Source organism: Paenibacillus bouchesdurhonensis (assembly GCF_900155685.1).
GTDB classification, from domain to species: Bacteria; Bacillota; Bacilli; order Paenibacillales; family Paenibacillaceae; genus Fontibacillus; species Fontibacillus bouchesdurhonensis.
The window spans coordinates 672,089-686,352 of the sequence record NZ_LT732548.1; the positions used below are offsets into that span (position 1 = coordinate 672,089).

At 44.2% G+C, this 14,264-nt stretch carries 17 protein-coding genes and 1 pseudogene; 13 read left to right on the plus strand and 5 right to left on the minus strand.

Annotated elements, in window-relative coordinates:
* The first annotated feature begins 13 nt into the window (after positions 1–13).
* From CZ379_RS07410 to CZ379_RS07460, 12 genes are all read left to right on the plus strand, one after another.
* Positions 14–574 (plus strand): NUMOD4 domain-containing protein, encoded by a 561-nt coding sequence (locus CZ379_RS07410; protein WP_110931075.1) that lies wholly within the window; start codon positions 14–16, stop codon positions 572–574.
* The gene (locus CZ379_RS07415; protein WP_199925518.1) at positions 574–3,492 is read left to right on the plus strand and encodes a phage tail tape measure protein; all 2,919 of its coding nucleotides are present in this window, start codon (positions 574–576) and stop codon (positions 3,490–3,492) included. The genes CZ379_RS07410 and CZ379_RS07415 overlap by 1 nt, the downstream gene beginning before the upstream one ends.
* The gene (locus CZ379_RS07420; RefSeq protein ID WP_110931076.1) at positions 3,492–4,298 is read left to right on the plus strand and encodes a distal tail protein Dit; all 807 of its coding nucleotides are present in this window, start codon (positions 3,492–3,494) and stop codon (positions 4,296–4,298) included. The genes CZ379_RS07415 and CZ379_RS07420 overlap by 1 nt, the downstream gene beginning before the upstream one ends.
* Positions 4,299–4,310: 12 nt before the next feature.
* Positions 4,311–5,774: a hypothetical protein gene (locus tag CZ379_RS07425; protein ID WP_110931077.1), complete on the plus strand. Its 1,464-nt coding sequence runs from the start codon at positions 4,311–4,313 to the stop codon at positions 5,772–5,774.
* Positions 5,775–5,785: 11 nt separating this feature from the next.
* Positions 5,786–5,956: a hypothetical protein gene (locus CZ379_RS26055; RefSeq protein WP_199925519.1), complete on the plus strand. Its 171-nt coding sequence runs from the start codon at positions 5,786–5,788 to the stop codon at positions 5,954–5,956.
* A 113-nt stretch (positions 5,957–6,069) separates the two neighbouring features.
* Positions 6,070–7,170 carry an acyltransferase family protein gene (locus CZ379_RS07430; protein WP_110931078.1) on the plus strand — a complete coding sequence of 367 codons (1,101 nt, stop codon included), beginning with the start codon at positions 6,070–6,072 and terminating at the stop codon, positions 7,168–7,170.
* A gap of 110 nt (positions 7,171–7,280) precedes the next feature.
* Positions 7,281–8,753, plus strand: coding sequence for a prophage endopeptidase tail family protein (locus CZ379_RS07435; RefSeq protein WP_199925520.1), 1,473 nt, complete (start codon positions 7,281–7,283; stop codon positions 8,751–8,753).
* A gap of 63 nt (positions 8,754–8,816) precedes the next feature.
* Positions 8,817–9,254: a hypothetical protein gene (locus CZ379_RS07440; RefSeq protein ID WP_110931080.1), complete on the plus strand. Its 438-nt coding sequence runs from the start codon at positions 8,817–8,819 to the stop codon at positions 9,252–9,254.
* Between the two features lie 69 nt (positions 9,255–9,323).
* Entirely contained in the window at positions 9,324–9,503 is a 180-nt protein-coding gene (locus CZ379_RS07445; protein ID WP_110931081.1) for a hypothetical protein, read from the plus strand.
* Positions 9,496–9,894 (plus strand): phage holin family protein, encoded by a 399-nt coding sequence (locus CZ379_RS07450; RefSeq protein WP_110931082.1) that lies wholly within the window; start codon positions 9,496–9,498, stop codon positions 9,892–9,894. The genes CZ379_RS07445 and CZ379_RS07450 overlap by 8 nt, the downstream gene beginning before the upstream one ends.
* On the plus strand, positions 9,891–10,547 hold the full coding sequence (locus CZ379_RS07455) for an N-acetylmuramoyl-L-alanine amidase (protein WP_110931083.1): 657 nt from the start codon (positions 9,891–9,893) through the stop codon (positions 10,545–10,547). The genes CZ379_RS07450 and CZ379_RS07455 overlap by 4 nt, the downstream gene beginning before the upstream one ends.
* A 268-nt stretch (positions 10,548–10,815) precedes the next feature.
* Positions 10,816–11,535 (plus strand): BRO family protein, encoded by a 720-nt coding sequence (locus CZ379_RS07460; protein ID WP_110929732.1) that lies wholly within the window; start codon positions 10,816–10,818, stop codon positions 11,533–11,535.
* 42 nt (positions 11,536–11,577) lie between these two features.
* On the opposite strand, the gene CZ379_RS07465 is transcribed toward CZ379_RS07460, so the two are convergent.
* The 5 genes from CZ379_RS07465 to CZ379_RS07480 form a co-directional block, all read right to left on the minus strand.
* Positions 11,578–11,799, minus strand: coding sequence for a hypothetical protein (locus tag CZ379_RS07465; protein WP_110929733.1), 222 nt, complete (start codon positions 11,797–11,799; stop codon positions 11,578–11,580).
* A 19-nt stretch (positions 11,800–11,818) separates the two neighbouring features.
* Positions 11,819–11,983, minus strand: coding sequence for a hypothetical protein (locus CZ379_RS26060; protein ID WP_199925379.1), 165 nt, complete (start codon positions 11,981–11,983; stop codon positions 11,819–11,821).
* A gap of 113 nt (positions 11,984–12,096) precedes the next feature.
* The gene (locus CZ379_RS07470; RefSeq protein ID WP_110929734.1) at positions 12,097–12,342 is read right to left on the minus strand and encodes a helix-turn-helix domain-containing protein; all 246 of its coding nucleotides are present in this window, start codon (positions 12,340–12,342) and stop codon (positions 12,097–12,099) included.
* Positions 12,335–12,796 carry an HNH endonuclease gene (locus tag CZ379_RS07475; RefSeq protein ID WP_110929735.1) on the minus strand — a complete coding sequence of 154 codons (462 nt, stop codon included), beginning with the start codon at positions 12,794–12,796 and terminating at the stop codon, positions 12,335–12,337. The genes CZ379_RS07470 and CZ379_RS07475 overlap by 8 nt, the downstream gene beginning before the upstream one ends.
* Positions 12,796–13,182, minus strand: a complete 387-nt coding sequence (locus CZ379_RS07480) for a hypothetical protein (RefSeq protein ID WP_110930973.1) — start codon at positions 13,180–13,182, stop codon at positions 12,796–12,798. The genes CZ379_RS07475 and CZ379_RS07480 overlap by 1 nt, the downstream gene beginning before the upstream one ends.
* Positions 13,183–13,394: 212 nt before the next feature.
* Here CZ379_RS07480 and CZ379_RS07485 point away from each other — a divergent pair.
* Positions 13,395–14,111: pseudogene (locus CZ379_RS07485) on the plus strand (helicase-related protein); the annotation flags it as partial.
* Positions 14,112–14,264 lie beyond the last annotated feature (153 nt).

Sequence of the window (14,264 nt, forward strand, 5' to 3'; positions counted from 1 at the left end):
TGGGGGTGAGTAGATGGCAGAAATCTGGAAAGACGCGCCTGGATATGAGGGGTACTATCAAGTTTCTAATACCGGTAAGGTTAGAAGCTTAGATCGAACTGTATTAGATAAGAACGGTCGTTCCATGCAATACAAAGGTGTTCTTCTCACCCCTCAATATAATGAGTTTGGGTACCAGAAAGTTGTGTTGATGAAAGGCGGAAGAGGGAAGTCATTCAAAATTCATCAACTTGTGGCATTGGCATTCATTAAAAATGAAGACGGTCATCAGTGCGTGAATCATAAGAATGGGGATAAAACGAATAATAATGTTCAAAATCTTGAATGGTGCTCATTTAGTTACAATATTCAACACGCTTACGACACGGGATTGAAAGCCCCATATGAAAGATATGGGGAGAAGAACCCAAAAGCAAAATTAACAAATGAAGAAGTTGAAGAAATCAGAAGCTTGCACAAGCGCAATGGCGGGCCGTTTGGAACTATGTATTTTTCTAGAGTATACGGCGTGCACAAGGACACCATCACAAACCTGATCAAAGGGAAAACATATGCTAGGGCAGGTGGGTTGTGATGGCAGAGAGTATACGCGGTATTAACGTTGTAATTGGCGCTGAAACCACGGGTCTATCGAAAGCCCTGTCCGAGGTAAATAAGCGTAGTAGAGATATCCAAGCCGAGCTAAAGCAAGTAGACCGACTACTAAAGATTGACCCTAAGAACACGGAACTTTTAGCGCAGAAACAGAGATTGCTTGCCGAGGCTGTAGTAGTTACAAGGGAAAAGCTTGATAGCTTGAAGGCTGCACAGCAACAAGTTAATGAACAGTTTGCTAAAGGCGAGATAAACGAGGGGCAATACCGTGCATTCCAGCGTGAGCTCGAAGGTACTGAGGGTAGATTGAAGACTCTCCAAGGAGAGTTAGAGAAGACCAAGCGTAATTTAGACGCTATGGGCGAGTCTTTGAAAAAAACCGGGCAGAAAATGACCGAGGTTGGCGGAGTTCTAACCAAGGGAGTTACCGTTCCGCTTGCAGCAGTAGGAGCGTCAAGCCTTAAAGCAGCATCCGATTTTGAAAGTGCCTTCGCTGGAGTTAGGAAAACCGTAGACGCAACAGAAGAAGAGTTTGCCGTTTTTGAACAGGGCATACGTGATATGGCTAAAGAAATGCCACAAGCCGCAACGGAAATAGCCACAGTCGCGGAAGCTGCCGGACAATTGGGGATCCAAAACGACGCTATACTCGGATTTACCAAGACCATGGTTAACATGGGTGTAGCAACAAACATGAGTTCAGACGATGCGGCAACAGCGTTGGCGAGATTCGCGAACATCACGAAAATGTCTCAACAGGATTTTGATAGACTAGGCTCGTCCGTTGTTGATCTAGGTAATAACTTTGCAACAACAGAGCAAGAGATAATCGAGATGGCCTTGCGCCTCGCTGGTGCTGGTTCGCAGATTGGTATGAGTGAGGCGGATATACTAGGTCTTGCAGCGGCCCTTTCCAGTGTTGGTATTGAGGCAGAGATGGGCGGATCGGCCATGAGCCGGGTTATGGTACGCATGCAAGTTGCGGCTACAACGGGACTCGGTAAGGTTCAAGAGCTGTCCGAAAAAACGGGAATTTCGTTGCGTGACATGCAATTGATGTCAGCGAACGCAGCAATGGACTTTGCTGACTTGGCTCAATCTTTAGGTATGACAAAAGGCGAATTGAAGGCTGTTATTAACGCTGGGGTTGACTTAGAAAACTTCGCCAAAGTAGCTGGGGTGAGCGCTGTCCAGTTCAAGGAAGCTTTCGAAGTGGATGCTGTCGGCGCGCTAGGATCATTTATAAATGGGCTTGGCAACGCAGAAGCGGCAGGGGATTCTGCAATCAATATGCTGCAAGAAATGGGCATTACGGAAATTAGACTTCGCGACTCCTTACTTCGTGCTGGTAACGCAAATGAATTGTTTGCTGATTCCGTTAAAATCAGTAACGATGCCTGGGAAGAGAATATGGCGCTGACAAATGAGGCGAATGAAAGGTATAAGACCTTCGATTCTCAATTGAAAATGCTGTGGAACCGCATAAAAGATGTTGGAATAACGATTGGATCCGCATTAATTCCCATCTTGATTAACGCAATGCAAGCCGTCCAACCCATGATTGATGCCTTCGCAGCTATGGCGACTTGGTTTTCTAAGCTTAACCCAGTCATCCAACAAATAATTCTCGTGATACTAGGGCTGGTCGCCGCATTGGGGCCAGCTTTAGTAATTGTCGGGCAGATAGTTAGCTCGGTCGGCACACTGTTGCCGTTGATTACCAAGTTAGGGCCAGCCTTCGCGGCGATAACAGGCCCTATAGGGCTTATAATTGCCGCTGTCGCTGCTCTAGCCGCCGGGTTGATTTATCTATACAACAACAACGAAACAGTACGAGAGGGGCTTAATGCGGCTTGGGAGGCCATCAAATCCGCAGCTGAGACAATATTCAACGCGATAAAAGAGTTCTGGGCAAAATGGGGCGACGATATCCTAGCCTTTTTCAAAAAGGTGTTCGATATCTACAAGACCATTTGGACGACAATCTTCAAAGCCGTGTGGGACTTCATCAAATTTATTTTTAACGAGATTAAAGCGTTTTGGGATAAGTGGGGAGATACGATCGTATCTGCATTCAAGGCTTATTTCGAAATCCTTAAGATCGTATTCACCACGGTGTTTGGTATCATTTTCGAAGTGGTCAAGAAGATATTCAACGATTTAAAAGCCTTTTGGGACAATTGGGGGGGCGTGATTACAAACGTCTTCAAGACAATATTCAATATTGTAAAATCCGTGTTTCAAGGCACGTGGAATACTATCAAAATAGTAGTAGAAACTGCAATCGGCGTTATTTCAGGCATCATCCAAACCTGGTTGTCCATCTTTAAAGGAGATTGGGCAGGGGCCTGGGAAAATGCAAAATCAGTTGTGTCGTCGATTTGGGAAGGCATCAAGGGGCTGTTTAGCAACTCCTTCGAAACCATGAAGAACATCGGTAAAAACATCGTTGAAGGACTTATAAATGGCATCAAGGGAATGAAAGATGCTGTAGTAAACACGGCTAAAGATATAGCGGATGGTATAGCTAACGGGGTTAAAGACTTCTTTGGCATCAAGTCACCATCTCGTCTAATGATGGGCTATGGAAAGAACGTTGTGCAGGGCTTGGCTAACGGCATAAGCGACACAGCACGAGAAGCTGTTAAATCGGCCTCTGCTGTCTCTTCTGCTGTTGCTGGTGCAATGAGCTTCGACGCTAGTGGCGTGTCCTCTGCTGCTGGCTCATCGCTTCAAGGCGGGGGTTCGCAAGTAGCAGGGAGCACAACGAATAATTTTGCGGATATGTTCCGCGGGGCAAACTTCGTTGTTCGCAACGATAACGACATTAAGTTGATATCCCAAGAAATTGGCGGCATGTTCACACAAAGAACAAGAGGATTAGGAGGGGCGCAATAATGGCATCTGATGCAGTATTAACGCTAGATGGTAAAACACCAAGAGAGTTAGGCATGGGCGTGTTTGGGAAGACTCAGCGCCCTGTCCTGTCCTCTACAGTGGACAATATACAGACGGTTCCAGGGATGCACGGGGCATATGATTTCGGCGCTACAATGGGGCCGAGATCCTTCGAGTTAGAATGTGCCTTTATGGCACGTAATCACATCGAATTACAAGGCCGTGTTTCTAACCTTGCGGCGTTCCTGCTGGATGGCGACGGTAGGCCGCGAACAATGCCTGTCGTGTTTGCCAATCAACCGGATCGACAGTACATGGTTAGATACAGCGGCGACTTGCAAATAGATCGTATCGCCGGGTTAGGGATGTTCACCTTGCCTTTTACGGCTTATGATCCGTTTGCATATAGCACGTATTTGTCACACGAAATCAACGTCGATAGCTTAATCGTTGTGGACTCTGATATTTACGTGGACACAGGATACATTTTCCCGATAACAAGCCCGCAAACCTTAACAGTTTATAACTATGGTAATCAAAACGCCCAGCCGATCATTGAGATTTCGGGGGCGTTTTCTTCTTTATCTCTTTCGGTCGGCGGTGTTGTTTTCAGATATAACGTCCCTTTCGCTGGAACACTGACGATTGATTTTAAACGCAAGACGGCAATGGCGGGGGCTTTGAACGTGCTACAAAACACCAATGGTCAGTTTGGCAAATTGCCGCCTGGTACATCAAATATAGTTATTGGTGGTTCGGGGCTTAACTTTACAATGACTCTTAAATTCCGTCAGAAATATGCATAAGAGGTGATCACTATGGCAGACATCGAAATAATTAAAGGGGCGGATAATGGTAACCCACCAGATACACTACCACAAATGTATCCAAAGGTTAATCGCAATTTTGATAAGCTTAATAAAGAAGTGGCGGCTAACAAAACAGACATTGAAAATAAATTAAAATCTCATGAAAACTCCACCAATGCCCACCCAGCGGAACACATACCTTATTCCGGTGCTGTGGTTGGTGCTAATAATGCAAAGCAAGCATTGGACAAATTAAAGCAAGAAATAAATGACCTAATCTTAGGCGGCGACGACAGTGATCCAAACACGAGGGCGGAGGTTGAGGCAGCACGCGGAGGGCATGCAATGTTAGGCGACAGGTTGGATTCGTCTGATGCGCAGTTAGCAGATTCCGGGATGCAGAACCCTCAACATCGACCAATTTCAGATTATATCGATATGGGGGCGTCTGAAATTCAAGGCGACTATGGCATTTGGTCATCAGTCACATACGGCAGCCCCGATAATCCGTATACCGGTAGCGATCCTGTGCGCCGAAGTCAGTTATTCACTTCAGTAAACCAAGAAGCAACTACCCCATGGGTTGTGCAAGAAGCGATTCAAACCGTTATCATGCCTGATACTGACGAAAAGTTTGCCTCGCAGCTTATCGAAATGTTTTCGTATGCGCCAAACAGATATGAACATATAGGCCAGGTAATACATGTTCACGGTTCTGTCGATCGAGATCCAGACGGTGGTGGCAGCGGTGGGGACTTATGGGCATCGTGGCTAAGAGTTAGCAATGATGGAAATCTTGTGCATGGTATAGCTCTGGAAGCTAATACAAGGAACACATACGATAATTGGCTTGAAGCGGCAGATCCAACACTGACAGATCCTGAACATTTCATGTTCGTCGCACAATTATATCCTGACTGGTCAACGAAACACAGTACGCGTGGTTTGTCTATACGTCCACGCCCGGCAGACCCGGACAATGGGCTACAAAGCTCCATCGGATTCGGAACCGGAATACTCGTGACCGGGTATGTAGACCATGGAATATATATTGACTCTGACATCCAACACAGGGATCCTGGAATGTGGTCTGATCTTGCTGAGCCAGTAGGAATTACGTTTGGGCATCACACATCGAAAAAAATAAGATTTCGCAGAAACCTAGATGCTGGTTGGGATTTTAACGTTGAGGGGCCATACCTACTTTTCAGAAATAACGATGATGACTGGTTTATTGGACTAAACAATGACACCGGAACAACGCATTTTAATAACAATAAATTTACAATGGATAAAGAGGGCAATCTCGGCATGAGTAAAATAACAAGCTCACTTTCAGAACCTCCGGGAGTCGGAAAAGCTGTTTTGAGATTTCAGCCTGGGTCTACGCCTGGAACTTTAATGCTGGCCGCTTACGCAGGTACATCGACAACTGGCGTTGTCATTGCTGATAATATAGGATCAGGAAACTAAGGGGGATAACTATGGAAAACAAAGTAGAAAATCTAGATAAATCACACCTCATCCAAATTGCTGAATTACTGGACATTGCCTTTAAATCTGGCGGTATCCGGGCCGTGGATCGTTATGGGAGCTTGTACAAGTCAGTAGAACAAGGGATAAGGAAGCAATCCCCTGTAGAATCAAAATTGTAAGGAAGTAAGAAACAAAACTAGATATGGAACCCTTCGTAAATTAATTGTTTATTGATGTTATCTGTGGTATAAGTTAACATGTTAACTTTATAAAATCGAAGGGGATACATATCTTGTCAAAATCGCAAGTTCCAATGATAGGCGACTACGTTTCAGGAAGAAAAAACAATTTTGATATTATCAGGTTTGTTGCTGCAACAATGGTTATCTTCTCGCACTCCTATGCTTTGTCCGGTTACACTGAACCGGAAGCAATAGGAACACGTGATACCTATGGACACCTAGGCGTTTTAATTTTTTTCGTTATAAGCGGATTCTTAATAACCCAAAGTTATCTTAGAACCGAAAATTTCTCAGTCTTTCTTAAGTCTAGGGTTCTTAGGATTTTTCCTGCATTAATATTTGTGGTACTTTTAACTGTTTTTGTACTAGGGCCTGCAATAACCACACTACCTATCAAAGATTACTTTTCTGACATAGCGACTTATAAGTACATTAGCAATATCACTTTATATGGTATTAATTTTAACTTGCCAGGAGTTTTCGAAAACAACGTATTCGCGGAGGTAGTTAACGGATCACTATGGACTCTGCAATATGAATTTACATTTTATCTATTTGTAGGTTTGTTGGGCTTATTCGGACTTTTAAATAGTAAACGTTTAGTGTTTCTTCTATTTTTTATTTCGTTATCTATGTTGACCCTGGGAATTGGCAAAGGCATTACTGTTTATAATATGAATGTGCAATTTATAATAGAGTTTTTCGCTTGTTTTTCAGCTGGAATGGTTTTCTATATTTTTCGAGATTGTATTCCGTTGGATAAGTATATTGCTTTAACTTGTTTGCTCTTAACATTCATATCTATTCCATTTAATGACTTGCCACCTGAATTATTAATTGTTTCCTTTAGCTACCTTATTTTTTATTTTTCCTTTAATTCATCTATTAACATTTCGAAATTTTCTAAGTTTGGCGACTTTTCATACGGAATGTACGTTTACGCTTTCCCCGTTCAACAGTTGGTGACATATCTTCATGGCGGGAAAATGGGTCATTATGAGAATTTCATAATTTCTTTTTTCGTAACGTTACTATGTTCCATATTTTCCTGGCATTTTATCGAAAAAAAATGCATGAAACTTAAACATATCAGGCTTATAAAAAAAAGAAATGAACAATATAACGACGCTACCCAGCAAACAGGCGTATGAGTTTGTAACGCTCAAGGATTTAGAACGACTCTATAACATAGATGCAGGACGATACTGTGCAACAAGCCCAGAGATTAATTTTAGGGCTTGTTTGCATTGGAGGTGATACATTGATAACCATCCTAAACTCACAAAAACAACCTATAGCCATACTAGAGGATTATTTCAACGACGAGATAAGCGAACAAATCAACGGCGAATATCTACTTAAATTCTCGGTTTATCTCGTTGACGACAAAAGCCAATATATCCAGGTCGGAAATATAGCAGAAGTAGAAGGACAATGGTTTAACATCGTCAAACACCGCCGAACCCGTGCGGAGGATGGCAGTGTAATAATAGCGGTAGAATGTGAGCAGGTCGCATATGATCTGCTCTTTACTGTTTTTGAGGGCGGGTTTATTCATACAGGGGAACCGTGGACGCTGCTTGGCAGGGCTTTACAAGGCACAGGATTTAGCATTGGTGGCGTGGCGTTTTCGAACTATATCAGTGTTGACCTTAAAGAGGGCGTTACGGTTCGGGCTGTATTGCTGGAAATCGCCGCACAGACAGGCGGAGAGTTAGAGTTTGATAAATACACGGTCAATCTGCTTGCTAGAAGAGGTTATGATCGCGGCAGACAGTTCCGGCTAGGTAAGAACATTAAAGGCATCGTAAAAGACGTTAACGGGCAGTCTGGTGAGGTTTTGACAGCGTATGAGGTGGATGTGCTGGAACTTAACACGTTGCCAGAATTTGAGGGGCTAGAGGACTTCGAACTAGGTGACACGGTTCAAATAATCGACGAGGAACTAGGCATAAACGAGCAGCAGCGGATAATCGAATATACCTACAGCCCTAAGCGCCGTATAAACAGCAAAGTAGTAATTGCCAACTACATTGACGGCATCCAGGACGCTATATACCGCATCCAAACCACTACAGTAGGCAAGGACAAATGGATGTATGGCGTTAAGATCGGCCCCGATGACGGTATTGTAATTGAACGTTACGACAAACTGGCGCGGTCTATTTGGAACGCTGATGAATTTAGGATGCAAAAAGGTAACGGAAGCGGCTCATATACCGATTCTCTTTACTTTGACCCAATCAATCAGCAATACGAATTTACAGGCGTTGTACGAGCCGGGCAATTCATCGGGGGCAGCATCCAAATAGGGGATAACTTTAGCGTAGACAGCAACGGGATTATGCGGGCCGTAGGAGCAGAATTTGAGGGGGATATAACAGCATCTAATATCTATGGTGGGTATATTGAGGGTGCGGAGATAGAAGGCGGCATGATTACGGGAACCACCATAAGAACATCATATTCTGGAAGTAGAATAGAACTAAACTCATCCGGCTTCACTTCTCGTGACAGTTCGGGTAGGGCGAGGGTTGTTTTAGCTAACAATAGTGAATCTGGAATGACGGGGTTCGCATTTAAAAACTCGTTCGAAACGACAATAGGCCAAGTTTATGAATATGAGAGCGATCTCCATATTATTGCGCAAAACGAATTGTTTTTCAGAGCGTATGGGGTTACTAGGTTTCAAGGTATCGTTGATTTTAGCGGTGCAACTGTAATAATGCCGTAATGTTTACCTAATCAATAGGATCAAGTATAATAGTCCTAAACACTTTCCAACGGAGGTAAATTAATGAAAAAGTGGGCTTATATCATTGGTGGTTTTTTCTTAGGCATTGTCGTTGCTATTTCGAGCCAATCGGCTTTAGCTAATGTTCAGACGTCGGTTGTTGGTGAAGTCGTGAAAAATGATGAGAAAACAAATAGCGTTGCTAAGGTAGTAATAAATGAAAAGGGTCTTATCACATATGACGAAGCAGACAAAAAACGGGTTGCATTAGGAATTAATGACGAAGCTGGCATGAGTGGGTTGGCTTTTTATGACCAATCTAGCGACTTGAAGGGACAAGTATACTCGGTTCCGAACGGGTTCCACATTATAGCTGCTAAGGATCTTCTCATTCGTTCCTTTGGGGAAACAGTTATTCAAGGTGATGTTGTTTTCGAAGGGAATGTAAAATTTAAAGGAACAGTAGATTTTTCGGAAGCTAAGATTGTAGGACTGGAATAAGAAATAACATACTTAATACTGAGGTCTCCACATAGTGGGGGCCTTTTATTATGCCTAAGGAGTGATTACATGGCCATTATTCAAAACACGCTTAAGATTGAGATTTACCCCACTGTACCGGAGTTATGCGAGGTTATTAATGCCGTACTCGCCTTTTATCCAGGCGAGGAAAAAAGGGTATTGCAGGCTGTGCAAGGCGCAATAAACAAACGTTTAGAAGAAATCAAGGAGAGTGAACAAAATGGATAATGCACTTAAAGTTATTGTTGCCGTTGGTGGATCGGCGGCATCTTTTTTATTTGGAGGGTGGTCGTCTTTGCTTAGTATCTTACTTGCTTTTGTGGTGATTGATTATTTAACTGGCATTGGTGCAGCGTTCAAAGAAGGAACTTTAAACAGCACCATAGGCTACTGGGGAATTGCAAAAAAGGTTTCTATCTTTGCCATTGTCGCCGTTGCCCACTTGGTAGATACGGCGCTTGGCGACTCTCATTTATTTCGGGATGCAGCTGTGTTTTTCTATCTTGCAAATGAGTTGTTGTCGTTGATTGAAAACGCCGGGAGAATCGGCGCTCCAATCCCTCCAATGCTTACAAAGGCTGTGGAAGTGCTAAAGGGAAAAAGTGGTGACAGCAAATGATCTACCGCAAAGACTATATACCGTATAACACGCCTTGCAATCGCCGCCCTAGGCATTCTATGACTCCTACGACAATTACCATACACAACACTGGAAACCCGTCCAGCACGGCAGCAGGAGAGCGTAACTGGCTCACTAATCCAACCAACAACAGACAAGCATCCTATCACATTGTAGTGGACGAACGAGAAGCTATTGAATGTTTGCCTCTTAATGAGTCAGCTTGGCATGCAGGAGACGGCAGCGGGGCTAAGAGTGGAAATAAAACGTCGATAGGCATTGAGATATGCGAGAGCGGCAATTACGCTAAGACGCTGGATAACGCCGTGAAGTTGGTCGCATCCATGCTGAAGGAGAGAGGCTGGGGCGTGGATCGGTTGCGGCGGCATTGGGACTGGTCGGGTAAGATATGCCCTAGGCTCATGTACAATGGCGGCAAGTGGACAGGCTGGAACGAATTCAAAAGCCGTGTAGCGGCAGAATTGGAGGCTGGTAACGTGGAGAAAGCAAAGGTGTATGTAAACGACGAGAAGATCGAAGACGGGTTTATCCTCGAAGGCCGTGTATATGTCCCACTACGGGCAGCAGGGGAAGCGCTAGGAGCAAAAGTTGGATGGGATAACAAATCTAAGACGGCTACACTAACAAAGTAACTTGTGCTATAATCAAACCAAATCCGAAAGCATCGGTGAAGCCCTGTCAGCGTCCTGCTGGTGGGGCTTTTTGTGTTTATATGATACTGGACTGAATTGAGCATTAAAACATCAAATAAACATCAGGAACCCTTATGTATCAACGGCTTGTGTGCCGGACTGATAAACCGAACGTTTCATCCTCTGTTTACAAATCGAACCAATTGAGGTAATGTTATTGTAGGGGCGAGCAATCGTCCTATTTTATATTTGAGAGGGGTAATGTTAATTGAAATTGAGACTGGTCAAGCAAGGCGAGTTCCTGGGGATCAAATGTGACTTTTGGATGGACGAGCATGGTGAAGTTTACATGACGCGGGAGCAGATTGGGAGAGCGTTGCAATATCGCGACCCGGCGAGTTCTATTGAAGTCATCCACCGTCGGAACGCCGATCGCTTAGACCGACTATCAAGTACCGTCAAACTGACGGGGGTTGACGGACGCGAACGCGAACACATCGTTTATAAAGTAAAAGGTATCTTTGATGTGATTCGTTATAGTAGGCAACCTATCGCAGACGACTTTATGGATTGGGTGTATGATATTCTCGATGCCATCCGTGTAGGCCGTATCAGTCAACAGGTGTTGCGCGATGCAGGCATTACTATTAGACGCACAATGACCGATTCAATCCGTGATTACGTCGAAGAAAGCCCTAACAAGAAATTTCAATACAGGAACTACACAGAACTCGTCTATAAGCACTTGTTCGGGATGAGTGCAAAAGATTTGCGCTTAGAACTCGGACTGAAAAAAGACGAAAAAATAAGAGATCACCTAACAGCCGAAGAACTTGAGGCAGTTCTTACAGCAGAAAGGCAAATCTCTACGCTTCTTGAAATGAATTTATCCTACCACGATATTAAAGCAATCCTGTCAAAAAAGCAAGTGTCTCGCGCTTTGCCACGTACTGGACGCGACCGGGACGCAGCAGAACAAGCGAATTAATATATACAAGCCCACTAACCTATATGGTCGGTGGGCTTGATTCTATCTTACCGATTTAGTTGTTAGGTATGTGTAAACGTTGTTGTCGTAGTCGTCAAAGCTGTGTTCGTAGAGGTGGACGCGAGTAGCACCCTTTTCAGCGGCGTGTTCGTAGATTTCTTTTTCAGCACCTTCGATGAGGTCTAAACGAAGATCATTGTCCTCGTCGATCTTGGAGGCTGGGGCGCCTGTGTTGTCGTTGATTATTGCATAATACTTTTTCACTTAAATCACCCTTCCCTTATTAATACACAAGTTTGAAATCGTTATAATCAATGTCATCAAACCCGTTAGCTTCGATAAACTCCTGTTCGTTAAACCCGATCAATTCCAGCGCTTCATAAACCGTCATGCTGCGATTTGTAACTACCTCGCCTACCACGATATCCTCATACATTACTTTTACCATTTTCATTCGCTCCTTTGATTTTAATTTTGTCTGCCGTCCCTTGCTGTTAATACAAATATACCACTCCTACACTCTGTTGTATAGGGGAACAGATGGGAACGAATTGTGAACAATTATAGCAAGTGCTTAATGGTATCATATCGCCAAGTTTTATCTTTATCGTAAGGCGGTAACGTTCCGCGTCTCATACGATCTGCTATAGCGCCTCTGGTTACGCCAAGGAGCCGCGCTAAGTCGGATTGTGTGTAAAACTCCGGTTCGATGTCGCTAGGCTTGTACCCGCGTCCTGTGGGACTTATTAGCGTGTCATCTTTTATTGTCCAACCGTCCCATATTCCCGATCCTGTCCAGTTACTCATCTTGTCCCTCCAAATATGGTTTATGATATTTTTCCTCTGCTGCCTTACGTAGAGTTATTGCATCTTCTTTGTTTTTTCGATATCCCAGCGTGATATTTTTGCCCTTAAATCCAATGTAAGATTTCCATTCTTGCCGGGACTCCATCCAAATAACCCCCTTGTGTCCGCTCTTATTATCTTTATGTAATTTGGCTTTAAGAGCTGTCTTGCGTGTACCATCTATACGATCCGCGGCTATGTGCTTTAATGCACCTTTATTCCGCTTTGCAACTCTCTTACAGCCGCAACTTTTATAATACCCGGCGTTTAAGCTGCCAGTAGGTACATGTGTAGTTTTACCGCAGGTGCAAAGACATTCCCAAAGAAGGTTGTTATTTTTGTCCCTTCGGTCGCTCAGTCGAATTACCTCCAGATCTCCAAACATTTTCCCCGTTAAATCAATACGCCTAACCATTACGCAATCGCCGCCAGTACGCTGTTTTGATCAACATTGCGGATTTCTCCATTAACTACTTCAAACATTCCACGACGGCGACCGTCGTTGTACTCGTAAAAACCATTGTTTAAGCGGAATACTTTCTCGCCGTACTCGTTGCTGTAATCCTCGTTCAGAAACTTCCGATCCAATTTGTATGTAGGATGCGTTCCAACGATTTGAGCCAGCCATGTGCGAGCCTTGCGAGTGTCAGCAGCCAGTTCAAACGTAGCCTTTGCCGCCCAGGCTTTAACGTTAGCCCACGCTTGCTTTAAAGCTGCTGCAAAGTATTCTTTAGCCGTTCCTCCGAATTGTGCTGCTCCTTGTCTTGCAATTGCCCATGCCGCTGTCATAATGTTTTTCATTTTCATTACCTCCGCTTGATTTGTTATATACATAATAACATGGCTATACGCATTTGTATAGGGGGAACATTATACGAACATAATGTGAAATAAAAATACCCACCGACTAAGTCAGCGGGCTAGTTAATGAAGAGACCACCGAGGCATAAGCCAAAGTGGTTATTTTTTTCTTCCTAATCTAATATTAAGTTTATTATTATTTACTTTTCAACATATATGCCTTCCCCTATCATAACGACCCGATGCTTGCTTTCGCCGCAGAAGCGTCCTGCAAGCCGAATGGGCGCTTTATATTTCTGTCCGCCACGCCTCCGCGGTCTTTACAGCGCCAGATCCAGCAAGGCAAGCTCCCGCATGCTAAAGTTCCGGCGCGATTTCATGGTTATCCCTTGCCCGTACCCCGGCGGATTACTATGAATTCCGTAAAGGAGGCGGTAGAGCGTCAGCGGCTGCCCGGCTCATTGCTGCATCCCTTACATAAATCCATTCAACGAGGAGCACAAATATTTATGTTTGTTTCCCGTATTAAGCATATCGAGCCTTTTGTTGCTCTTTTGAGGCGCAAATTTTCTGATATTTCGATTGCGGGCACTTCCTCGCAGGACGAGGGGCGTGCTGAGAAGGTGCTGGCTTTCCGTTCGGGGGAAATTCGCATTCTCGCAACAACGACGATTCTAGAGCGAGGTGTCACTGTGCCGAAAAGCGACGTATATATTTTGGATGCCGATAGCGCGCTTTTTGATGAGGCGTCTCTCGTTCAAATGGCAGGCCGAGCCGGGCGATCCAAAGACGATCCCGCAGGCGTTGTTATTTTCGCATCGCCGGAGTGGACGGTGTCCCAGCGCGCAGCCGTGAAGCAGATAAAATCGATGAACAGAATCGCTCTAAAAAGGGGCTTCCTCCGCGCGGCAGAGCAGCGAACAGACTAACGTCTATTTTTATAAAAATCAGATTTAAGCTTAAGGCAGACCTCACTGGAGTAAAAGTTATGATCGCACTCCGACCATTGCTTACGCGACACTACTATAAATTAAAGTGAGGATACGGTCAGTTAATAAAGAGAATGTATAGCAGTTGAAAGG

What these genes read in the sequence shown, in the direction of transcription:
- CZ379_RS07445 (WP_110931081.1), top strand. Translation starts at nt 9,324, where the DNA reads ATGGCCATTATTCAAAACACGCTTAAGATTGAGATTTACCCCACTGTA.
- CZ379_RS07440 (WP_110931080.1), top strand. Translation starts at nt 8,817, where the DNA reads ATGAAAAAGTGGGCTTATATCATTGGTGGTTTTTTCTTAGGCATTGTC.
- CZ379_RS07410 (WP_110931075.1), top strand. Translation starts at nt 14, where the DNA reads ATGGCAGAAATCTGGAAAGACGCGCCTGGATATGAGGGGTACTATCAA.
- CZ379_RS07415 (WP_199925518.1), top strand. Translation starts at nt 574, where the DNA reads ATGGCAGAGAGTATACGCGGTATTAACGTTGTAATTGGCGCTGAAACC.
- CZ379_RS07480 (WP_110930973.1), bottom strand. Translation starts at nt 13,182, where the DNA reads ATGAAAAACATTATGACAGCGGCATGGGCAATTGCAAGACAAGGAGCA.
- CZ379_RS07455 (WP_110931083.1), top strand. Translation starts at nt 9,891, where the DNA reads ATGATCTACCGCAAAGACTATATACCGTATAACACGCCTTGCAATCGC.
- CZ379_RS26055 (WP_199925519.1), top strand. Translation starts at nt 5,786, where the DNA reads ATGGAAAACAAAGTAGAAAATCTAGATAAATCACACCTCATCCAAATT.
- CZ379_RS07470 (WP_110929734.1), bottom strand. Translation starts at nt 12,342, where the DNA reads ATGAGTAACTGGACAGGATCGGGAATATGGGACGGTTGGACAATAAAA.
- CZ379_RS07450 (WP_110931082.1), top strand. Translation starts at nt 9,496, where the DNA reads ATGGATAATGCACTTAAAGTTATTGTTGCCGTTGGTGGATCGGCGGCA.
- CZ379_RS07425 (WP_110931077.1), top strand. Translation starts at nt 4,311, where the DNA reads ATGGCAGACATCGAAATAATTAAAGGGGCGGATAATGGTAACCCACCA.
- CZ379_RS07475 (WP_110929735.1), bottom strand. Translation starts at nt 12,796, where the DNA reads ATGGTTAGGCGTATTGATTTAACGGGGAAAATGTTTGGAGATCTGGAG.
- CZ379_RS26060 (WP_199925379.1), bottom strand. Translation starts at nt 11,983, where the DNA reads ATGGTAAAAGTAATGTATGAGGATATCGTGGTAGGCGAGGTAGTTACA.
- CZ379_RS07420 (WP_110931076.1), top strand. Translation starts at nt 3,492, where the DNA reads ATGGCATCTGATGCAGTATTAACGCTAGATGGTAAAACACCAAGAGAG.